The organism is Lysobacter sp. SCRH-1R, from assembly GCF_057747855.1.
Genome location: NZ_CM173227.1, coordinates 1,889,969 through 1,910,678, shown reverse-complemented (window position 1 = coordinate 1,910,678; position 20,710 = coordinate 1,889,969). Strand labels below are relative to the sequence as shown.

The following is a 20,710-nucleotide window of genomic DNA, read 5'->3' as shown; positions in this document are numbered from 1 at the left end:
GCACCGCGCCTACTTGATCCGCCGCTTCTCCAGCTTCCGCGCCAGCGTGCGGCGATGCAGGCCGAGGCGGCGCGCGGCTTCGGAAATGTTGAAATCGCTCGCGGCGAGCGCTTCGTGGATGTGTTCCCACTCCAGCGTCTTGATCGAGGTGGTGCGTTGCGTGAGCTCCACTTCGGTGTCGCCCGCGGCGCGATCGAACGCCGCCTCGATGTCGTCGGTGTTCGAAGGCTTGGCGAGGTAGTGACGCGCGCCGAGCTTGATCGCTTCCACCGCGGTGGCGATGCTCGCGTAGCCGGTCAGCACGACGATGACGAGATCGGGATCGAACGCGTGCAGGCGCTTCACGCTCGACAGTCCGGACGCGCCGCCGGCGAGTTTCAGGTCGACCACCGCGTGCGTCGGCACGAAGTCCTCCAGCAGCGCGGGCATGCCCTCCTCGCCCGCGAGGTGGCGCACCTGGTAGCCGCGGCGTTCGAACGAACGCACCAAGGTGCGCGCGAAAGCCTCGTCGTCCTCGACGATCAGCAGGCGTCGGTCAGTCTTCGTCGTCATCGTGTTCGTCCTCGATGGCAAGGGCCGACAGCGGGAGCGTCATCGTGACCACCGCCCCGCCCTGCGGCCGGTTCTTCGCCGTGAGGCTGCCACCCAGCGTACGCGCAACGTTCACCGAGAGGAACAGCCCCAGGCCGCCGCCCGGGCGCCCCTTGCTGGTGTTGTACGGCGAGCCCAGCCGCTGCAGGATGCCGCCCGCGAAGCCGCCTCCGGCATCGCTGACTTCGATGACGAGCTGATCGTCGTCGCAGTCGGCGTCCAGCGCGACCCATTGCGGCGAGGCTTCCAGCGCGTTGTCGAGCACGTTGAAGACCATCTGCCGCAGGCTCGTGTCGGAGACGATGCGCGGGTCCACGCTGCAACGATTGGCATAGCTGAACGACGCCGGATTGCGCGCTTCGCGCCACTCGCGCGCCAGGCCGTCGAGCATCGCGTGCAGGCCCATTTCGGTGGGCGCTTCCGCGCGCGGGCCGCCGGCGGCGAGCAGGATGTTGGTGACGATCGATTTGCAGCGCGCCACCTGCGCCTGCATCTCGACCACGTCGTGGTGCAGCTCGCCATCGGAGGCGATGGTCGGCAGGTGCTGCCAGTCGCCGAGGATCACCGACAGCGTCGACAGCGGCGTGCCCAGTTCGTGCGCGGCGCCGGACGCGAGCAGGCCCATGCGCACGATGTGTTCCTCTTCCGCCGCACGCTGGCGCAGCTCGGCCAGGCGTGCGTCGCGTTCGCGCAGGATGCGGCTGATGCGGGTGAGGAACACCACCAGCAGCCCGGCGATCAGCAGGAAACAGATCAGCAGGCCCTGGACGTAGTAATCGGCCAGTCCGTGCGAGGGCTCCATCGTCAGCACGATGGGCGTGCGCGCCAGCGCCAGGCCGGTCACGCACAGGGCTGCGGCGACGGCGATCACCCAGCTCCACGGCGAGCGCAGCACGACGGTGCTGAGCACCACCTGCAACAGGTACAGGAACACGAACGGATTGGTGATGCCGCCGGAAAGATAGAGCTGGATCGTCAGCGAGGCGACGTCCACCAGCAGCGCGACGAGCAGCGCGTTGCTCGATGCATGCTCGCGCCGGCGCCACCAGAAATGGCTGGCGATATTGAACAGCGCCAGCGCGGCGATCACCGCGAACATCGAGGTCAGCGGCAGGGCGATGCCGAGCCCGTAATGCACGACGAGGATCGTGGCGACCTGCCCGATCACCGCGATCCAGCGCAGCTGGATCAGCTGCTGCATGTTGCGGAGGCCGGCGGTGCCGCGCGGGCCGGTCGCGGCGGAGATCCTGCGTTCCGCGTCGACGGACGGGTCGGCGGACGGATCGGCTTGCAGCGACGGTGCGGGCATGATCGGGGCGCGGTGGTTACCGGCGTCGATCATGGCGCAACCTGCGTTCGGACGCGATCAGGAACACCCCGGCCGCCAGCGCCAGCAGGGCCATGCCGAACCAGGTCACGGCGTAGGACAGGTGCGAATCGCGGAACTTCACCACGGTAAGGCCGCCGCGCGGCCACGCGTCGGAAGCGGCGCCGGCTTCATCCGCCAGACCTTCGTCCATGAAGAACGGCGCCACGCGATCGGCCGGAAGTCCATGTGCCTGCGCGATCGCCGCGACGTCGCGCGAATGCCAGCGCCCCTGCGCCGGATCGTTGCGTCGAAGGAAACCGCCGCCCGGTTCGCTGATGCGCAGCAATCCGGTCACGACCACCCTGCCCTGCGGCGGCTCGCCGGCGGTCTGGCCCATCGGCACGAAGCCACGGTTGACCAGCACGTAATCGCCTGCATCGGTCTTCAATGGCGCCAGCACCCAGCTGCCCGCACCGTATGCGGTGACGGCCTGCGTGCGCGTTTCCTTGCCGGGTACGAATTCACCGGCGACCGACACGCGCCGATAACCGTCGGACGCGTCGGTGACCCGTGGCCACTGCGCGCGCGACGGCGCGGGAACCGGTTCGGCGTGCACGCGCGCATTCACGCGTGCGATGAGGTCGTGCTTCCACGCCATGCGCTGGACCTGCCACACACCCAGCGCGAGGAATCCGACGAACGCGACCGCCAGCAGCGCCACGAACGTCACCAGCACGCCGGCACGTCGCGGCCGGGGAACGGAGCGCGCGTCGGCGACGGGACCGGTCATGGCGCGGTCTTCAGCATCTCCAGCATCTCGTGCGCGCCCGGCATCATGTTGGTGTTGAGGTGGTGCATGACCCACAGCGAGCCGGTCAGCACGATCACCACCAGCACCAGCGTGAAGATCAGCGCGAGCGCGTTCCAGCCGCCTTCGGACTTCGCGTTCATGTGCAGGAAGTACACCATGTGGACGACCACCTGCACGGCGGCGAACGCCATCAGGATGATCACCAGCAAAGGCGTGGCGACGGCATTGGACTTGCCCATCACCAGCGCGAACGGAATGGCCGTCAGGATGACCGACAGCACGAAGCCGGTCAGGTACTCCTTCTTCGAGACGTGCGGGATGCCGTCCTCGAGGAAGTCGTCGTCGTGGTCGTGGTGTGCGTGGTCACTCATCGCAGCGAGCCCATCAGGTAGACGAAGGTGAAGACGCCGATCCAGACGACGTCGAGGAAATGCCAGAACATCGAAAGGCAGGCCACGCGGCGCGTGTTGGCGCGCGTCAGGCCGTGCTTGCGCACCTGCAGGCACAGCACCACCAGCCAGATCACACCGAAGAACACGTGCAGGCCGTGTGTACCCACCAGCGCGAAGAACGAGGACAGGAACGCACTGCGCTGCGGGCCCGCGCCCAGGTGGATCATGTGGTGGAACTCGTACAGCTCGATGCCGAGGAACGCCGCACCCAGCAGGCCCGTCACCACCAGCCAGCCGATCACGCCGGCCTTGCGGCGGGCCTGCATCGACAGCATCGCGAAGCCGTAGGTGATCGACGACAGCAGCAGCACCGCGGTGTTCACCGCGACCAGTTTCAGGTCGAACAGGTCCGCGCCCGACGGGCCGGCCGCGTAGCTGCGGCCCAGCACGCCGAAGGTGGCGAACAGGCACGCGAAGATCATCAGGTCGCTGAGCAGGTAGATCCAGAAGCCCAGCAGCGTGCCGTTCTGCGGATGATGATGGCCCTGCGTGTCGAGGAACACCGGCGCGCCGTCCTCACGGGTCATAGCGATGGAATCAGCCACGGAAGGTCTCCAGCTGCAGGGTGCGCGCGTGTTCGGTCGCAGCCACCTCATTGGCGGGGATGTGATAGTCGCGGTCGTAGTTGAACGTGTGCCAGATCGCGTAACCCACCACGCCGACCAGCGAGGCGATCGCCAGCCACCACACGTGCCAGATCATCGCGAAACCGCCGATGGTGCTCAGCACCGCCAGCACCAGGCCGGCCGGCGTGTTCTTCGGCATGTGCACGGGCAGGAAGCCCGACCGCATGCGCGTGAACCCGCGCTGCTTCATGTCCCACCACGCGTCGGTGTCGTGCACGACCGGCGTGAAGGCGAAGTTGTACGCCGGCGGCGGCGAGGACGTGGACCACTCCAGCGTGCGGCCGTCCCAAGGATCGCCGGTGACGTCGCGCAGCTGCTCGCGCTTGCGGAAGCTGACGTAGATGCAGATCAGGAACGCGGCGATGCCGATGGCGATGAGCACTGCGCCGAACGCGGCGATCTGGAACCAGATCTGCAGCGACGGATCCTCGAAGTGGCTCATGCGGCGGGTCACGCCCATCAGGCCCAGCACGTACAGCGGGGTGAAGGCGAACCAGTAGCCGGCGAGCCAGAACCAGAACGAGACCTTGCCCCAGAAGTCGTCGAGCTTGAAGCCGAAGGCCTTCGGGAACCAGTGCGTCATCGCCGCGAACAGGCCGAACACCACGCCGCCGATGATCACGTTATGGAAGTGCGCGATCAGGAACAGGCTGTTGTGCAGCACGAAGTCCGCCGGCGGAACGGCCAGCAGCACGCCGGTCATGCCGCCCACGACGAAGGTGATCATGAAGCCGATCGTCCACAGCATCGGCACCTCGAACCGGATCCGGCCGCGGTACATGGTGAACAGCCAGTTGAAGATCTTCGCGCCCGTCGGGATCGAGATGATCATCGTGGTGATGCCGAAGAACGAGTTGACGCTCGCGCCCGACCCCATCGTGAAGAAGTGGTGCAGCCACACCAGGTACGACAGCACCGTGATGCACACCGTCGCATACACCATCGACGAATAGCCGAACAGGCGCTTGCCCGAATACGTGGACACGATTTCCGAGTACACGCCGAACAGCGGCAGGATCAGGATGTAGACCTCCGGATGGCCCCAGATCCAGATCAGGTTCACGTACATCATGGCGTTGCCGCCAAGGTCGCTGGTGAAGAAGTTCGTGCCGACGTAGCGGTCCAGCGCCAGCAGCGCCAGCACGGCGGTCAGCACCGGGAACGACACCACGATCAGCACGTTGGTGCACAGCGAGGTCCAGGTGAAGACCGGCATCTTCATCATGGTCATGCCGGGCGCGCGCATCTTGATGATGGTCACCAGCAGGTTCACGCCCGATAGCAATGTGCCTACGCCGGCTATCTGCAGCGCCCACAGGTAGTAGTCGACGCCCACGCCCGGACTGAACGCCAGGCCCGACAGCGGCGGATACGCCAGCCAGCCGGTCGCGGCGAATTCGCCGAAGAACAGCGACATCATCACCAGCACGGCGCCGGAGACGGTCATCCAGAAGCTGAAGTTGTTGAGGAACGGGAACGCCACGTCGCGCGCGCCGATCTGCAGCGGGACGAGGTAGTTCATCAGGCCCGTGACCAGCGGCATGGCCACGAAGAAGATCATGATCACGCCGTGCGCGGTGAAGATCTGGTCGTAGTGGTGCGGCGGCAGGTAACCGACGCTGTCGCCGAACGCGATCGCCTGCTGCAGACGCATCATCAGCGCGTCGGCGAAGCCGCGAAGCAGCATCACCAGACCGAGCACGATGTACATGATGCCGATCTTCTTGTGGTCGATGCTGGTGAACCACTCGTTCCAGAGGTAGCCCCACAGCTTCTGCTTCGTGATCACCGCCATCAGCGCGAGGCCGGCGATCACGGTGCCGATGAAGGTCACCAGCAGGATCGGCTCATGGAACATGGGAATGGCATCCCATGACATGCGTCCGAAGATCGGTGAGGTCGGGAGGGTGCTGCTTTCGAGGGACATCGCAGGAAATTCCGGAATGAGGTCTGGCCGGTCGGGAGGCGGTCGGGCGCGATCAGGGCGCCTTCATGCCACCCACCGCACCGGTCAGCGAGCGGGGCGCGGCATCGTCGATCGAACAGACTTCGGCCGACACGTACGCGCCCAGGCGCGGGTCGCCGCGGCGCGGCGTGGCGAGCGGCTTCAGGCCGTCCAGGCCGAGGCCGCCGGCGGCGTCGATCGCCATCATCTGGTTCATGCACAACCGGTCCAGGTCGACGCAGCGGTTGAGCACCGCATCGAACAGGCCGCTGTCCACGCTGGCGAAGTGGCGCACGGGCTCGCGCTCGGACGGCTTCTCCAGCTCCAGATACGCCGCGCGCGTAAGCGACAGTTCGCTGCCGCGCACGTCGTTGAGCCAGCGCTGGTACTCGGCTTCGGACCGGCCATGGAACTTGAAGCGCATGTGCGAGAAACCCGCGCCGCTGTAGTTGGCCGAGAAGCCGTCGTACACGCCGGGCGCATTGATCACCGCGTTCAACTCGCTCTCCATGCCCGGCATGCCGTAGATCATTCCGGCCAGCGCGGGCACGTAGAAGGTGTTCATCACCGAGGAGGCCGTGATGCGGAAATGCACCGGGCGATCGACCGGCACGACGACTTCGTTCACCGTCGCCACGCCCTCTTCGGGATAGACGAACAGCCACTTCCAGTCGAGCGCGACGACCTGGATTTCCACCGGCTTCACGTCCGCCGGTACCGGGCGCCCCTCGGAGAGGCGGTCGAGCGGACGGAACGGATCGAGCAGGTGCGTGCTGATCCAGGTGATCGCGCCGAGCGCGATGATGATCAGCAGCGGAACGCCCCAGATGACGAGCTCGAGCTGGGTCGAATGATCCCAGTCCGGCTTGTAGGTGGCGCTGCGGTTGGAGGCGCGGTAACGCCAGGCGAACAGCAGCGTGAGCGCGATCACCGGGACGATCACGATCAGCATGAGCACGGTCGCCACGACGATCAGCTGCCCCTGGCGGGCGGCGATGTCGCCGGCGGGATTGAGAACCAGCAGGTTGCATCCCGACAGCGCGACCGTGGCGAGAAGCAACACGGCGGCCTGCAGGAATCTGCGCGCGATGGACATGTGGGATGGGGGCTTACGGATTGAGCAGGATCAATGTATTCCGGCCGTCGCGCGGGGAGAATTGGACGTTTTGTCCTATCGTCCAGGCCGGTTGTCTCTGTCAGGCTATCGTCGCATCCTCCTTTGTCCAACCGGCTTCGGACGTTCCGGGCCGGTATTCCGAGTGTCCCGCGCGATGTCATCCGCCAGCCCCACCGCCGCAAACTCCACCGTTTCGACCCACGACCACGGCACCAAGGCGCACACCGACGTCGCGCCGGGCGAAATCGCCGTCGGCGTGGTCATCGGGCGCGCGTCCGAATACTTCGACTTCTTCGTCTTCGGCATCGCCGCCGCGCTGATCTTCCCGTCGGTGTTCTTCCCGTTCACGGGCCGGCTGGAAGGCGCGCTGTGGTCCTTCGCGGTGTTCGCGCTGGCCTTCATCGCGCGCCCGCTGGGCACGATCCTGTTCATGTCGGTGCAGGAACGCTGGGGCCGCGGCATCAAGCTGACGCTGTCCCTGTTCATGCTGGGCACCGCCACCGCCGGCATCGCCTTCCTGCCCAGCTACGCCACGCTCGGCGGCGCCTCGATCGTGCTGCTGGCCGGCTTCCGCATGCTGCAGGGCGTGGCGCTGGGCGGCTCGTGGGACGGCCTGCCCTCGCTGCTGGCGATGAACGCGCCGAAGGAACGCCGCGGCTGGTACTCGATGCTCGGCCAGCTCGCCGCGCCGGTGGGCTTCATCGTCGCCGCCAGCGTGTTCGCGTTCCTGTACGCCAGCCTGGGCGAGGCCGACCTGCTGTCGTGGGGCTGGCGCTATCCGTTCTTCGTCGCCTTCGCGATCAACGTCGTTGCGCTGTTCGCGCGACTGCGCATCGTGGTGGCCGACGAATACCAGAAGAAGATGAGCGAACTCGAGCTCGAACCGACGCCGATCCGCGAACTCTTCCGCGCCAAGGGCCGCCACGTGGTGATCGGCGCGTTCGCCGCGCTCGCCAGCTACGCGCTGTTCCACATCGTCACGATCTTCCCGCTGTCGTGGATCCTGCTGTATTCGCAGAAGTCGATCGTGGACTTCCTGCTGGTCCAGATCCTCGGCGCGTTCATCGCCTGCGGCGGCGTCGTGGCCTCGGGCCTGATCGCCGACCGCGTGGGCCGTGCGCGCACGCTGGGCGGCCTCGCCATGGGCATCGCGATGTTCAGCGGCTTCGCGCCCACGCTGATGGGCGGCGGCGACGTCGGCCAGGCGGCGTTCGTGCTGATCGGCTTCGCGCTGCTCGGCCTCTCGTACGGCCAGGCAGCCGGCGCGGTGACGGCGAACTTCGGCCGTCGCTACCGCTACACCGGCGCGGCGCTCACCTCCGACCTCGCCTGGCTGATCGGCGCCGCCTTCGCCCCGCTCGTCGCGCTGGGCCTGTGCTCGCAGTTCGGCCTGGCCTGGCTGGGCGCGTACCTGCTCTCCGGCGCCATCGGCACGCTGGCCGCGCTGGGCATCAACCGGGCGATGAACTACAAGAGCTGAGGCGCGGCGGCTGTTCGCCCCGCTGCACCGGTCGAAACGCAACGCCCGCGGTTCATCCCCGCGGGCGTTTTCGTTGGATGCACCGCATGCGGCGAACGGATCAGCGTCGCACCAGGTCCAGATGCGTCAGGTACAGACGCAGATCGAACTCGAGCTGGTGGTAGTCCGCCTCCATGTGCGTGCACAGCTGGTAGAAGGCCTTGTTGTGCTCGGGTTCGCGCATGTGCGCAAGCTCGTGCACGACGATCATCTTCAGAAAGTCCGCAGGCGCATCGCGGAACACCGTGGCGATGCGGATCTCGCGGCTGGCCCTGAGTCGTCCGCCATGCACGCGCGAGATGGCCGTATGCGTGCCGAGCGCGTGCTTCATCACCTGCAGCCTGCTGTCGTAGACCACCTTCCCCAGCGGCACGGATTTGCGAAGGTGACGGTCCTTCAGCGCCTGCACGTAGTCGTACAGCTGCGCGTCGTTGCGGACGGTATTGGGCTGGTCGTACCTGTTCGCGAGCATCGCGCCCAGCCGGTCCTCGTCGATCAGCCGGCGCACCCGCGCCAGCAGGTGTTCGGGGTAGCCGGAAAGGTATTTCAGCGTGTCCATCGGCGGGCAAGTGGCGGCAACGGCAGTATCATGGCCCCGAATCCACCGGCACGAAACCGCGACATGGCGAAGGCGAATCCCCTCCAGGAACAGTTGCTCAAGGCGGGCCTGGTCAAGAAATCCAAGGTGGCCGAGGTCGCGCGCGAGCAGAACAAGGCCCGGCACGCCAAGTCGCCGTCCGACATCCAGCTCGACGCCCAGCGCGCACGCGCGGAGAAGGCCGAGCGCGATCGCGCGTTGCAGGCGCAGCGCAAGGCGCAGGCGCACGCGGCGGAGCTTCGTGCGCAGGCGCGGCAGATCGTCGAGGACCGCAAGGTCCCGCGCACCGGCGAGAGCGAATACCGCTTCACCGAAAACGGCGCGATCCGCACGCTGCTGCTCAACGAGGACCTGCGCGGGAAACTGGCGTCCGGTGCCCTGGCGATCGCCCGCATCGACGATCGCCATGAGCTGATCCCGCGCGCGGCTGCCGACAAGGTGCGTGAGCGCGACGCGACCATGATCGTGCTCGATCACGGCGCGGACGCCGGCACCGACGCCGACGTCCCCACGTCCGAGGACGATGCGTACTACGCGCAGTTCAAGGTGCCGGACGATCTGATCTGGTGATCGATGCGGTGACCGCGCCCGGGTGGATCGTGCGCATGGTCACCCGATCCCGGATGCGCTTCGCTTACCCGGGCTACGAAGGCTACAAGGGCGCGGTGTCGCGGGTAGCCGACGCCAGCACCGCATCCGTGTCCTGTCCGAGCACCGGCGCGGCGAATGGCGCCGGGCCAGGCGTGCGGCCGAAGCAGATCGGCTCGGCGACGCCGCGATAGCGACCGACCACGGGATGCTCGATGCTGGTCATGATGCTCTCGGCCAGCACCTGCGGATGGTCGAACATGTCCTCGACCTTGCGCGCCGCCGCGCACGGCACGTGGTCGGCGAGCAACGCCTCCCACTCGGCCGCGGTGCGCGAGGCCAGCGCGTCGTGCAGCAGCGGCACGATTTCGGCCGCGTGCTCGGCCCGCTTGCGCACGGAGTCGTAGCGCGGATCGTCGGCCAGCGCGTGCAGGCCGGTTTTCTCGCACAGGGCGCGCCAGAACCGCGGCGTGTTCGCCGAGATGTACAGGTGCCCCTCGCGCGCCGGATGGATGCCGGTCACGCCGCCGGAACGCATGTCGCGTCCGATGTCGAGCGATTCGCCTTCGACGTAGATCAACCGGGCCGACTGCATCGTCAGCGCGCTGCGCAGCAGCGAGATGCCGACATACTGGCCGAGTCCGCTTCGTTCGCGCTCGTACAGCGCCGACGACACGCCCGCCGCGAGCAGCGCCGCCGCGTAGTAGTCCACGACCGAGCCGTACACGATTTCCGGCGGCCCGCCGCGCTTGCCCTGCAGCGAGCAGATGCCGGTCATCGTCTGCAGCACCTGGTCGTAGCCGGCCATGTCCTTCATCGGGCCGGAGTCGCCGTAACCGCTCACGGCGCAGTAGATCAGGCGCGGATTGATCGCGCTGAGGCGATCGAAATCGATGCCCAGCCGTTTGGGAACGGAGGGCCTGAAGTTGTGCACCAGCACGTCCGCCTCGCGCACCATGCGCAGCAGCGCGTTCAGTCCCTCGGCGCTTTTCAGGTTCAGCGCGATGCCGAGCTTGCTGCGGTTGACGCCCATGAACGCGCGGCTTTCGTCCTGCAAGGTCGAGGGATACTGGCGCAGGTTGTCGCCATCGGGCGGCTCGACCTTGATCACCCGCGCGCCCTGGTCCGCCAGCAGCGTGCAACCGTAGGGGCCGGCGATGTAGGCGCTCAGGTCCAGCACCTTGACCCCGCTGAGCGGGCCGCCGCCCTCACGCCGGATCAGGTCGAAAGGCGAGGAAGATTCCATGGAACGGGTGACTCCTGCATTACGTGGGCCTGCAACGCGCCCAGTCTGTGCAAACGCCGGGACGCCGAACAGCCGCGAACCGTATGTTCAATTACCAGAATTTGTTGCGCCCGCATCCGTCTGCGGAGCGAGCGACATCCACGCCAGTCGCCATGCGCCATCGACGCGACCACCGGCACGGTAATACGGAACGAACCGCAGCGGCGCGCGATAGCCCAGGCGCACGTCCAGCTCCATGCCGTCGGCGTCTTCCGCGGCGATTTCCGTTATCCATTCGGATGCGGGCGTCCCGGGAAGCCGCATGCTCTCCTCGATCTTGAAGCCGTCGATCAGCCCCGTCGCGTAGACCAGCGGCCCGCGCGTCAGCGCCGCGTAGTCGAAGCGCAGCACCTGCTGGGCGATGGGGCTTCCATCCGGCGCGCGGAATTCCTGCACGTTGCGCATGCTCCGGCGATGCAGCTGCGGCGCCATCGGCAGGTGCAGCGCGACGGTGTCGCCGGCGGTCCATTGGCGATCGATGCGCAGCCATTCGCCGGCTTCGACCGCAGCCTCGACGCCCGCACCGTTCACTTCGACGCGAACGTCCTTCGCCCATTGCGGAATGCGCACGCGCAGTTCGAAACGCGATGCCTGCGGCGGATCGACGCGGATCTCCACGCGATCGCCGAACGGATACCGCGTGGATTGCGTCAGCGCCACCTCGCCCGCGCCGTCCAGCCGCACGCGTGCGGCGCCCGGGCCGAGCAGGTTCACGAACACGCCCTGCCCGTCCGCCCCATAGGCGAGGCCCGGCAGTTCCTCCCATGCCATCGCGCCGCTGGACTTGCAGCAGCGCCAGTACGTGGTGTGCACGCGCTGCCCGTTCGGGAACGAGTAGTAGCACCAGTCCTCGCCATTGGGATCGGCCGCGCCGAGCAGGTCGTTGTACGCGGTGCGCTCGATTTCCTCGGCGAACCGCGCCTGCCCGGTGATGCGCAGCAACTCGCCATTGAGCTGCAGCCACGACAGCATCGAACAGGTTTCCACGTAACCGAGCGGGCTGAACACGTGCGGCGGATTGAACACCTCGCGCGAACGGTGCGCGACGCCGCCCCACGGGCCGCCGCCGAGGGTCAGGTGATGCTCGCGGATGCTGCGCCACAGCGACTCCACGGCGGCGAGGAAGCGCGAATCGCCCGTGGCGCGATACAGCTTCGCGAGGCCGACCAGGTTCCAGCACAGCTGGTACGCCTTGCCGGTCGCGATCTCCGATGCATCGACGCCTTCCAGCGCACGACGCAGCAGCGCCAGCTGCGGATGGCCATCGGCCTGCGCGGCGATGAGTTCCGCGAGTTCCAGGTAACGCGCTTCGCCGGTGGCGACGTACAGCTCGACCGCCGGATCCATCAGCACCGTCGCCGACATGCCGAAGTGGTTTCCCAGATCGGTGATGTCGACGTCGGTGTCGCGCAGCACGTGCAGGCACAGGTCGCCGATGCGCCGGGCGGCGTCGAGATACCACGCATCGCCGAAGCAGCGCCAGGTCTCCAGCAATCCCAGCACGAGGTAGCTGTGCGTCCAGATGTCCCACGTGCGCAGCGCCGGCGCGCCGTCCCAGCTCACCGGCTTGGGCGGCTGCTTGTGCATGAAGCGACGTTCCGGGGCGTAATTGCCCAGATAGCCGCTTTCGTCCTGCCGCGACACGAGGAAGTCGGCGACGCGCCGCAGCTGTTGCGCGAGCACCTGGTCGCCGCTGCGCGCCACCGCCTTCGCGGTCGCGATCAGCCACTTTCCGGCGTGTTCGCCGTACCAGTCGCCTTCGAGGTTCCCCTCGACACGCGCGGGCTGGAACAGCGCGATCGCCGGGCTGTCCTCGTCGGTGATGAAACGGCTCAGCCGTCCGCGACGGCTCGCCTCGATCGCCTCGCCCAGCACGCCGTCCAGCCGCACCGCATCGGCGGCGGTGCGCTGTTGCGCCGCGCGCAGGTTCATCGCAATCGTCTCCACGGCGTCACTCCGCATCCACGACGCATCGGAAGCCCAGCATGCCGGAGCGATCCTTCGACGGCGCCATCAGCAGGTACTTGCCGTGCTGGTCGAGGCGATACGCCTGCGGGAAATACCAGTGCGAGGTCTGCGGCTGGTACGCGCTGCCGCCGCGCAGGATCGCCGCGCGCGTGTGTTCGTCGGCGAATTCGTCCGTCCACTGCCAGACGTTGCCGACCAGGTCCATCACGCCGAACGGACTCGCACCCTGCGGATGCGCATCGACGTCGGCCGGCGGCGCCAGGCGGCGTTCGCGGTTGACCGGCGGCACCGCGTCGGTGCGCCATTCGTTGCCCCACGGATACAGGCGGCCGTCGCTGCCCTGCGCGGCGTACTGCCATTCCCACTCGTGCGGCAGGCGCTTGCCCGCCCACGCGGCGTAGGCGCGCGCGTCCTCCAGCGCCACCCACGTCACCGGCTTGTTCTCCCAGCCCGGCCGCGGCGCGCCGTCGCGCCAGTCGCGCAGGAAGTTGTGCGCGTCGCGCGGCACATAGCCGCTCTCGTCGATGAAGCGCTTGAACTGCGCGTTCGTCACCGGATGACGATCGATGTGGAACGCCTTCATCGTCATGCGGCGGCGGTGGTTGCGACGCGCGCTCGGCTCCCACGGATACTGCACGTCCAGCCCGTCCCAGGTCTGGCCTTCGATCTCCACGCCACCGACCGCGAACACGAACTCGCCCGCCGGAATCGTCACCATGCCCTCGGGCGCCCGTGCGACCGGCTTGGTCGGTGCGATGTCGGTGATGCGCTGCGGAAGCGACGTCCACTGCGACGACAGCGACGCCAGCGGCACGCGCGCGTAGTTCGCCATCAACGCGAGGAGCGCGTCCACGCCCTCGCACGACGCCGCATCGCAGGCGAGCAGCGCGCCGAAACCCTTGCCTTCCATGTGCATCTCGACGACGGCCGAACCATCGACGATGCGCGGCGAAAGCTCGACGCCGTTCCACAGATCGAAGTAGCGCACGCCCTCGCGGTGCGGCACGGCCAGCTGTTCGCCTTCGATGGCGTACTCATGCCGGTTGACCATCGTCCACAGCACCCGCCCTTCGCCCGGGAAGCGGCTGGCGAACACGCCGGCCTGCAACGTCGGGAAGTACGGCGTCCAGTCGGCGCTCACCATCAACGGCGCGTACGCTCGGTAGATCGTGCTGATGCGACGCAGCGACTCGGCATCGCGCGGGGTGAACTGGTTCCAGATGCCCCAGATGTTCTCCCACGCGTTGTAACCCACGCCATTGAAGAAGATGTACTGCAGGTCGTGGTTGCGATCGCGGCCCCAGCGGTTCTCGTAATTGATCATGTGGCGCGGTTCTAGCCACTTGAACTTCGCCACCGGCGGCACGACCTCGTTCGGCGCCTTCTTGCCCCAGCTCTGCACGTTCCAGATGAGGTGCTCCTCGGCGCTGATCGTCGACTCGGGCTGCACCACCACCGGCTGCCCCAGCGCGTCGCAGGCATCGAAGAACGCGCGCGGCACGCCGTTGTAGGTGTCGCCGTTGATGCCGTCGGCGCCGACCTCCTTCACCAGTCGCGCGATGGCCTTCCAGTCCGCCTCGCCCTGCTCGCGCGTGCCGTTGTCCCACGGCATGGTCGGCAGGAACACGCGAACGCCGCGGCGATGGAAATCCGCGACCGCCGAGCGCAGGCCTTCGATACCGCCGGGCAGGTCGGCGGCCATGTCGAACTGGTTGCGGTCGTCGATGCCGATGTTCGGGTACACGTACCAGATCAGCACGCTGTCGAGGCCGCCGTAGCGCTGTTCCAGATCGTCCAGGTAGCGATCGACCGTGTAGCGCCCCTCTACCGGATCGTAGAAATAGCGGTCCTCCGCCATCATCTGCGCATGCACGAAGTTGCGCTGCGCCCATTGCAGTTCCGGACGGCGGTAGTTCGCGTCGTCGAAGCCGATGCGCGTGAGATGTTCGCGGCGCCAGTCGCGCAGCTCGGAAATCCAGTCCGCCGACGTCGCGTTGACGTCGATCTTCCAGTGGCCGATCTCCGCGAACGGCCAGCCCGGCGCCTTGCCGGGCGTGGGCAGGTAGCGCTGCGTGGTGACGTGGGAGAACTTGTATTCGGTCTTCGGAACGTGGCGCGGGCGATCGTCCGAGGGCAGCTCGTGGTCTTGGCGGTTCATGCGGGGGTGTTCCGGAAGTCAGCAGGAAGATGCGGCCAGGCCGCAATGCGCGGCAAGCGCGTCGTGGTCGTTCGAGTCTTGGTCGTTCGAACCGGACAGCATGGCGACGACCTCCTCGCGCGTCGGCACGCTCGATTGCGCGCCGGCGCGCGTGCACGCCAGCGCGGAAGCCGCGGCCGCGTAGCGCAGCGCATCGGGCAATGCATCGCCCGCGCCCAGTCGCGCCACCAGCGCACCGCAGAACGTGTCCCCGGCAGCGGTCGTGTCCATGGCCTGCACGCGGAACGCCGGCTGCACGTGCATGACGCCGCCACTGCGCGCGATGCAGCCGCGCGCGCCGAGCGTCACCACGACGTCGTCCACGACGATGCGTTCGAGCCCGCCTGCGATGTCGTCGGTGCCGGCGAGCATCGCCAGTTCGCCTTCGTTGACGATCAGCAGGTCCACCAGCGCCAGCAGCGAGGCCGGCAATGCACGCGCGGGCGCGGCATTCAGCACCACGCGCACGCCGGCGTCGCGCGCCGCGCGCGCATAGGCTTCCACCGACGCCAGCGGGGTTTCGAGCTGCAGCAGCAGGTGCGTCGCCTCGCCGAGCGGTGGCAGGTGATGCGGCGCCAGCGCGTCGTTTGCGCCGGGCGCGACGGTGATCGCGTTCTCCGCGTCGTCGCTGACGCAGATGAACGCCGTGCCGGTCGCGGTGCCCTGCGCCCGCACGATGTGCAGGTGCACGCCGGCATCGCGAAGCGAGGTCTCCAGCGTCGCGGCGAACGCATCCTCGCCCAGCGCCAGCAGCATGTGCGTCGCCGCTCCGCCGGCCCGCGCGCACGCGAGCGCCTGGTTGGCGCCCTTCCCGCCCGGATGCAGTTCGAGCCCGCGCCCGAGCACGGTTTCGCCCGGCGCGGGAACGTGCGCGGCACGCACGACGAAATCGAGGTTGGCCGATCCAGCAACGAAGACATGGCCCTGCGCCGGCTTCATGGCACCGCCTGGTAAACGAGGTTGAAGAAGGGAACCGACAACCGCGGCAGGTCGCCAGGGGCGTCGTCGGGAAGATGCTGGCACAGCAGCAGCGCGACCAGGCGCTCGCTGCGGTCGATGGTGAAGTACGTCGACGCCGCGCCGCTCCAGCCGAACTGGCCGACGCTGCCCAGGCGCCCGCGACGGGCGACGTCGGTAACGACGTAACCGCCCAGCCCGAAGCCCTCGCCCGCCGCCGGCCCTGCAAGCGGCGGATCGAAGGTCGCGAGCTGGTCGCTCATCATCAGCTCCACGCTCTTGCGCGAGAGCAGCCGCGTCGCGCCGGCCCGGCCGTCGTCGGCGAGCATCTGCGCGAAGCGGAAGTAATCGCGTGCGGTGGAGTACAGCCCGCCGGCACCGCTGTCGTAGGCGCGCAGGCGTTCGCCCGGCGTGCGCGCGTCGGCGCTGCCGGCCAGCGCGAGGCGGCCGTCGGCGTCGCGCGTGATGATGTCCACCACCCGGTCGCGCTGGCCCGGCGCCACCTCGAATCCGGTGTCGCGCATGCCCAGCGGCGCGAGAATGCGTTGCTGCAGGAGGTCGGCGAAGCGCTGCCCGCTCGCCACTTCGATCACCCGCGCGAGCACTTCAGTGTTGACGCCGTCGTAGCGGAACCGCGTGCCCGGATCGTCGGCCAGCGGCGCGCGCGCGACGCGCCGTGCGAACTCGGCCAGCGTCGGCGCATCCTGCGGGTGCTGCTCGTCGAGCAGGCGCACGGCTTCCCCGTTCCCGCCCGTCGCGAACCCCGCGGTGTGCGTGAGCAGATGGCGGATGGTGATCGGGCGCGTCGGCTCGACCCGTTCCGGCGAGCGCGCGGTGCCGCCGGCGAAGCGCTTCATTCCGGCGAATTCCGGCAGGTGGCGCGCGACCGGGTCGTCCAGCCCCAGCCGCCCTTCCTCCACCAGCATCAGCGCGGCGACCGAGGTCAGCGGCTTGGTCATCGAGTACACGCGGAAGATCGCGTCGGGCCGCATCGGCCTGTTCGATCCAAGGTCGGCATGACCGTACGCGCGCTCATAGGCGATGCGCCCGTCGCGCGCGACCAGCGCCACCGCGCCGGTGTAACCGCCGGGCGCGGTCGCGCGTTCGAGGAACGCGTCGATCCGTTGCAGGCGCGACGCGTCCATCGACGCTTCATGCGAAACGTCCGCCGCCACCGCCTGCGCGGACGCGACGGCGATCCACGCGGCGAGCAGCACGCGGAACCGCGCCCGCCACGCACGGGGCGTGGCGGTGCGGTGCGCGTCGCGCGCGGGATGGCGGCCCCGCTGGGGCCGCGCGGCTTCAGAACGTGACTTCATACGTCAGCGAGGTCATGCGACCGCGACCGGCCCAGTAATTGCGCCAGCCCGGCACCTGCGACCAGGTCAGGATGTACTGCTTGTCGGTCAGGTTCTCGATGCCCAGCGAAATGCGGCCGTTCTTCGGCAGCGTGTAGCTGGCGGTGAAGTCGAACAGCGTGTAGCCGGTGGTGCTTTCCTCGTAGCTGAACTGCGCGCCGTCGTACTCGCGCACGTCGCTGCCGCTCAGGTCGCGCGAGAGCAGCGTGGTGGAGCCCAGCACCAGTTCCATCTGCTGCACCGGCCGGTAGCGCAGGTTCAGCGCGATCTTGTCCGGGTTCACGTCCAGCGCGCCCATCGGCTTGTTCAGGTCGCCCGCACCGAAGCGGCCTTCCGGATCCTCGCTCCAGAACGAGGTCTTGCCGCGGATGCGCGAGTACACGCCGCTCAGGCGCCACTGGTCGCCGAAGCGGTAGTCGCCGCTCAGCTCGATGCCCTTGATGCGCGTCGGCGCGCGGAACAGCACGTAGTCGTCGGTGGCCGGATCGATCACGAACGAGGTGCCGTACTCCGACTCGGAGTCGTAGTACGACGCACCGAACGAGGCGCGATCACCGATCCAGTTCACGCCGATCTCGCGGTTCTCCACCACGACCGGCTGCAGGTCGAAGATGTCGCCGACGGAGATCGACGGATCGCCCGGGCAGCCGTCCGGCTTGGTGTCGTCCGGATCGTCCGGGCACGAGATGTTGCGCAGCGGGATGCCCACGTTCGGCAGGCCGAAGCCTTCGCCGTACGCCACGAACGTCGACCAGCCGTTGCCGATGCGCCAGATCGCGCCGAGGTTGGTCAGGTTCTCGGTGTATTCCAGGGTGCCGCCGTTGACGAAGCGGCGATCGCGGAAATACGTGGTGGTGTAGTCGTCGACCTTCAGCTCGCCGTCCTCGCGGCGGATGCCGCCGCTCAGGGTGACCGGGCCAATGTCGTAGCTCAGCTGCATGTACGGCGCGACGCTGGTGTATTCCATCGGCGGCACCCACAGGCGGTCGGTCAGCGCCAGGCGCTGCTCGGCCGTGTCGCGCACCCAGTCCACGCCGGTGCGCAGTTCCAGTCCGTCCACGTTGAACAGCATCGGGCGCGCCCACGCCAGGCGCAGGCCTTCCTTCTCCGACAGGATTTCCGACTGGTCCCACATCTGGCCGTCGGGCCCGTTGACCGGGATCAGCGGGTCGTAGCGATCCTCGCCGGCTTCCGGCGGATAGCGCATCGCCTGGTCGGCCCAGTAGCCGTTGATGCTCAGCGTGCCCTGCGCGAAGTCGCTGTCGGTGTAGATGACGTTGACCTGCTCGAAGTCGTTGAACTCGGACTTGCTGCCGAACAGGTGGCCCTTCTCCGACGTGTTCGTCGAGGGGTTCGGGCACTCCACCGGATCGTAGCGGCAGCCGTCGACCTGGATGTAGTCGCCGTTGCCCTCGATCTTGAAGCGGCTGTAGGAGGCCTGCAGGCGCTTCTCGCCGCTCTCGCCGAAGTTGATGCCGCCCTTCAGGAACACGTTCTCCGAGGAGGAATCGTGGGTCGAGCCGCTGGTGTTCATGCCCAGGCGGCGGCCGTCGCCGTCGTAGCCCATGCCGCGCTCCACGCGCGAGAGGCCGACGACCATGTCGTAGGCGTCCTGCTTGCGCATGAAGTTCATGCCGACCTTCCAGCCTTCGCTGTCGTCCTTGAACTGGGTCGAATAGCGCGTGACGAAACGGAACTCGTTGCCTTCCTTCGTCGGCGTGGCGGACAGGTAGTTGATGATGCCGCCCGCCGCGCCAATGCCTTCCGACGCGGACGGGCCGTTGATCACTTCCACGCGATCGACGATGCCCATGTCGGTGAAGGTCGCATTGCGGCTGCCGTCGCGCAGCGGCGAGCCCTGCGGCACGCCGTCGAACAGGCGCAGCGCGACACGGCCGCGCAGCGTCTCGCCGGAGTTGCTCATCGCCTGCGACGCCTCGGCGTAACCCGGGACGGTCTTCGCGAGCACCGCGGTCGCGTCCTCGGTGACCAGCAGCGTGTTCTTGATTTCTTCCTTGGACACCAGCGTGATCGCGCCGGGAATCTTGTCCACCGTCTTGGGCGTGCGCACGCCGGTGACGATGACGTTGTCCAGGTTGGTGGCTTCCTGCTCGCTGCCGGGGTTTTCTTCCGCGCCCTGCGACGGCGGGTTCATCGATTGCGCATTCGCCGGCAAGGCGGATGCGAGCAGCACGCAAGTTATCGCTGCGGTCAACGGTTTGATCATGACGGATCTCTATTTTTTGTTCTGGTGGCTGCGCCGGCCATTGCGGCCTGCGCTCTACGTTCGGTCCGCGCGTTCCGTGTGGCGGATCGCTCGGACGACGCCCCTCCCGGCGCCTTCAGAAACACCGTCTTTCAACGCATGTGTTTCGGGCACAGAACGTATGCCCTTGCAGGGCCTCATTGAACCGTCGCGCGGTATGTTCAGAGGCTAGTTTTTGTTTGCAGCGATGTGACGATTTATTGCGTCGCAGCAGAAAACCGGCGGAATCAGCACACTTTGCAGCTCTCCTCGAGCAGCACGTGCACCAGCCGCACGCGCACGCTCGATCGCGACCACACGATGCCGATGCGGCGCGGCACGCATTCGTTCGGCAGCGGCATGCGCACCAGGCGCAGGCCCTCGGGCCACGGCTGCGCCCAGTCGGGCACCAGCGACACGCCCAGCCCGCGGTCGACCATCACCGCGATCGCGTTCAGGGCGTTCAGTTCGAAGCGCTCGCGCGGCACGATGCCCGCGTTGCGCAGGTATTCGTCGGCCTGGCGACCGCCCCATTGATGCCGGTCGTAGCGGATCAGCGGCTCGTTCGCGAGCAGTTCGTGCGGATCGCGGTGCGCCATCGATTCCGGCGCCAGCACGACCAGCGGCTCTTCGCGAAGCAGCCGCCAGTCGCAGGTCTTGGGCAGGGAGAACGGCGCCTGGAGCACGATGGCGGCGTCCACGTCGCCCGCTTCCACCGCGCGGTACAGGTCGGCCGAATACCCCGGCTTGATGAACACGTTGATCTGCGGGAACTGCTGGACCATGCGCACCAGGATGTCCGGCAGCATGCCCGCCAGCGCCGTCGGGCAGGCGCCCAGGCGCAGTTCGCCGGACAGCGCCTTGTCGTTGGCGACGCTGCGCAGGTCGGCGACGTCGCGCAGCAGGTCGCGCGCGCGTTCCAGGATGCGCGCGCCCTCCTCCGTGACGCTCACCGTGCGGCCGGCACGCGCGATCAGCGGCGCGCCGAGTTCGCGTTCCAGCGTGCGGATCTGCTGCGACACCGCCGCTGGCGTGATGTTCAGCTCGCGTGCCGCCGCGGCCATGGAGCCGCGGTCGGCGACGATGACGAACGTGTTCAGGAACTGCGTGTCCACCGGCTACCTCGCTGTGCGGCGCAGAAGGC

At 67.8% G+C, this 20,710-nt stretch carries 17 protein-coding genes; 2 read left to right on the top strand and 15 right to left on the bottom strand.

All coding sequences use genetic code 11. From position 1 onward, the window contains the following. Positions 1-9: 9 nt before the first annotated feature. The 7 genes from AC3ANK_RS08550 to cyoA form a co-directional block, all read right to left on the bottom strand. The gene (locus AC3ANK_RS08550; protein WP_206858349.1) at positions 10-552 is read right to left on the bottom strand and encodes a response regulator transcription factor; all 543 of its coding nucleotides are present in this window, start codon (positions 550-552) and stop codon (positions 10-12) included. Continuing rightward, on the bottom strand, positions 536-1,933 hold the full coding sequence (locus tag AC3ANK_RS08545) for an ATP-binding protein (RefSeq protein ID WP_484172731.1): 1,398 nt from the start codon (positions 1,931-1,933) through the stop codon (positions 536-538). Before AC3ANK_RS08545 ends, AC3ANK_RS08550 begins: the two co-directional genes overlap by 17 nt. Then, positions 1,917-2,690 carry an SURF1 family protein gene (locus tag AC3ANK_RS08540; protein ID WP_484172730.1) on the bottom strand — a complete coding sequence of 258 codons (774 nt, stop codon included), beginning with the start codon at positions 2,688-2,690 and terminating at the stop codon, positions 1,917-1,919. Before AC3ANK_RS08540 ends, AC3ANK_RS08545 begins: the two co-directional genes overlap by 17 nt. Beyond that, the gene (gene cyoD, locus AC3ANK_RS08535; protein WP_206858356.1) at positions 2,687-3,082 is read right to left on the bottom strand and encodes a cytochrome o ubiquinol oxidase subunit IV; all 396 of its coding nucleotides are present in this window, start codon (positions 3,080-3,082) and stop codon (positions 2,687-2,689) included. The genes AC3ANK_RS08540 and cyoD overlap by 4 nt, the downstream gene beginning before the upstream one ends. Next, positions 3,079-3,690: a cytochrome o ubiquinol oxidase subunit III gene (gene cyoC / locus AC3ANK_RS08530; RefSeq protein ID WP_484172860.1), complete on the bottom strand. Its 612-nt coding sequence runs from the start codon at positions 3,688-3,690 to the stop codon at positions 3,079-3,081. Before cyoC ends, cyoD begins: the two co-directional genes overlap by 4 nt. A 10-nt stretch (positions 3,691-3,700) precedes the next feature. Further along, entirely contained in the window at positions 3,701-5,680 is a 1,980-nt protein-coding gene (cyoB, locus tag AC3ANK_RS08525) for a cytochrome o ubiquinol oxidase subunit I (protein WP_206859157.1), read from the bottom strand. An 88-nt stretch (positions 5,681-5,768) separates the two neighbouring features. Beyond that, a complete protein-coding gene (cyoA, locus tag AC3ANK_RS08520; protein ID WP_206858358.1) occupies positions 5,769-6,830 on the bottom strand; it encodes a ubiquinol oxidase subunit II in 1,062 nt (353 codons plus the stop codon). A 175-nt stretch (positions 6,831-7,005) separates the two neighbouring features. Here cyoA and AC3ANK_RS08515 point away from each other — a divergent pair, with 175 nt between their 5' ends. Next, positions 7,006-8,331 (top strand): MFS transporter, encoded by a 1,326-nt coding sequence (locus AC3ANK_RS08515; protein WP_484172729.1) that lies wholly within the window; start codon positions 7,006-7,008, stop codon positions 8,329-8,331. Between the two features lie 100 nt (positions 8,332-8,431). Here AC3ANK_RS08515 and AC3ANK_RS08510 read toward each other — a convergent pair whose 3' ends face one another. After that, on the bottom strand, positions 8,432-8,929 hold the full coding sequence (locus AC3ANK_RS08510) for a YgjP-like metallopeptidase domain-containing protein (protein WP_206858362.1): 498 nt from the start codon (positions 8,927-8,929) through the stop codon (positions 8,432-8,434). A gap of 63 nt (positions 8,930-8,992) precedes the next feature. Here AC3ANK_RS08510 and AC3ANK_RS08505 point away from each other — a divergent pair, with 63 nt between their 5' ends. Continuing rightward, positions 8,993-9,538 (top strand): DUF2058 domain-containing protein, encoded by a 546-nt coding sequence (locus tag AC3ANK_RS08505; RefSeq protein WP_206858364.1) that lies wholly within the window; start codon positions 8,993-8,995, stop codon positions 9,536-9,538. 82 nt (positions 9,539-9,620) lie between these two features. Here AC3ANK_RS08505 and AC3ANK_RS08500 read toward each other — a convergent pair whose 3' ends face one another. The 7 genes from AC3ANK_RS08500 to AC3ANK_RS08470 form a co-directional block, all read right to left on the bottom strand. After that, entirely contained in the window at positions 9,621-10,802 is a 1,182-nt protein-coding gene (locus tag AC3ANK_RS08500) for a CaiB/BaiF CoA transferase family protein (protein WP_484172728.1), read from the bottom strand. An 87-nt stretch (positions 10,803-10,889) separates the two neighbouring features. Then, positions 10,890-12,788, bottom strand: coding sequence for a glycoside hydrolase family 127 protein (locus tag AC3ANK_RS08495; protein WP_484172727.1), 1,899 nt, complete (start codon positions 12,786-12,788; stop codon positions 10,890-10,892). A gap of 4 nt (positions 12,789-12,792) precedes the next feature. After that, positions 12,793-14,967, bottom strand: coding sequence for a formylglycine-generating enzyme family protein (locus tag AC3ANK_RS08490; protein ID WP_484172726.1), 2,175 nt, complete (start codon positions 14,965-14,967; stop codon positions 12,793-12,795). A gap of 18 nt (positions 14,968-14,985) precedes the next feature. Beyond that, entirely contained in the window at positions 14,986-15,945 is a 960-nt protein-coding gene (locus AC3ANK_RS08485) for a ribokinase (RefSeq protein WP_484172725.1), read from the bottom strand. Next, on the bottom strand, positions 15,942-17,282 hold the full coding sequence (locus AC3ANK_RS08480; protein WP_484172724.1) for a serine hydrolase domain-containing protein: 1,341 nt from the start codon (positions 17,280-17,282) through the stop codon (positions 15,942-15,944). The genes AC3ANK_RS08485 and AC3ANK_RS08480 overlap by 4 nt, the downstream gene beginning before the upstream one ends. Then, positions 17,266-19,548, bottom strand: a complete 2,283-nt coding sequence (locus AC3ANK_RS08475) for a TonB-dependent receptor (RefSeq protein ID WP_484172723.1) — start codon at positions 19,546-19,548, stop codon at positions 17,266-17,268. Before AC3ANK_RS08475 ends, AC3ANK_RS08480 begins: the two co-directional genes overlap by 17 nt. Before the next feature lie 266 nt (positions 19,549-19,814). After that, positions 19,815-20,681, bottom strand: coding sequence for a LysR substrate-binding domain-containing protein (locus AC3ANK_RS08470; RefSeq protein ID WP_206858387.1), 867 nt, complete (start codon positions 20,679-20,681; stop codon positions 19,815-19,817). Between the last annotated feature and the right edge of the window lie 29 nt (positions 20,682-20,710).

Bases quoted from the DNA above. Each gene is read 5' to 3' on its own strand.
- AC3ANK_RS08550 (WP_206858349.1), bottom strand. From the start codon at position 552: ATGACGACGAAGACTGACCGACGCCTGCTGATCGTCGAGGACGACGAG.
- AC3ANK_RS08545 (WP_484172731.1), bottom strand. From the start codon at position 1,933: ATGATCGACGCCGGTAACCACCGCGCCCCGATCATGCCCGCACCGTCG.
- AC3ANK_RS08540 (WP_484172730.1), bottom strand. From the start codon at position 2,690: ATGACCGGTCCCGTCGCCGACGCGCGCTCCGTTCCCCGGCCGCGACGT.
- cyoD (WP_206858356.1), bottom strand. From the start codon at position 3,082: ATGAGTGACCACGCACACCACGACCACGACGACGACTTCCTCGAGGAC.
- cyoC (WP_484172860.1), bottom strand. From the start codon at position 3,690: ATGACCCGTGAGGACGGCGCGCCGGTGTTCCTCGACACGCAGGGCCAT.
- cyoA (WP_206858358.1), bottom strand. From the start codon at position 6,830: ATGTCCATCGCGCGCAGATTCCTGCAGGCCGCCGTGTTGCTTCTCGCC.
- AC3ANK_RS08515 (WP_484172729.1), top strand. From the start codon at position 7,006: ATGTCATCCGCCAGCCCCACCGCCGCAAACTCCACCGTTTCGACCCAC.
- AC3ANK_RS08510 (WP_206858362.1), bottom strand. From the start codon at position 8,929: ATGGACACGCTGAAATACCTTTCCGGCTACCCCGAACACCTGCTGGCG.
- AC3ANK_RS08505 (WP_206858364.1), top strand. From the start codon at position 8,993: ATGGCGAAGGCGAATCCCCTCCAGGAACAGTTGCTCAAGGCGGGCCTG.
- AC3ANK_RS08500 (WP_484172728.1), bottom strand. From the start codon at position 10,802: ATGGAATCTTCCTCGCCTTTCGACCTGATCCGGCGTGAGGGCGGCGGC.
- AC3ANK_RS08490 (WP_484172726.1), bottom strand. From the start codon at position 14,967: ATGAACCGCCAAGACCACGAGCTGCCCTCGGACGATCGCCCGCGCCAC.
- AC3ANK_RS08485 (WP_484172725.1), bottom strand. From the start codon at position 15,945: ATGAAGCCGGCGCAGGGCCATGTCTTCGTTGCTGGATCGGCCAACCTC.
- AC3ANK_RS08480 (WP_484172724.1), bottom strand. From the start codon at position 17,282: ATGAAGTCACGTTCTGAAGCCGCGCGGCCCCAGCGGGGCCGCCATCCC.
- AC3ANK_RS08475 (WP_484172723.1), bottom strand. From the start codon at position 19,548: ATGATCAAACCGTTGACCGCAGCGATAACTTGCGTGCTGCTCGCATCC.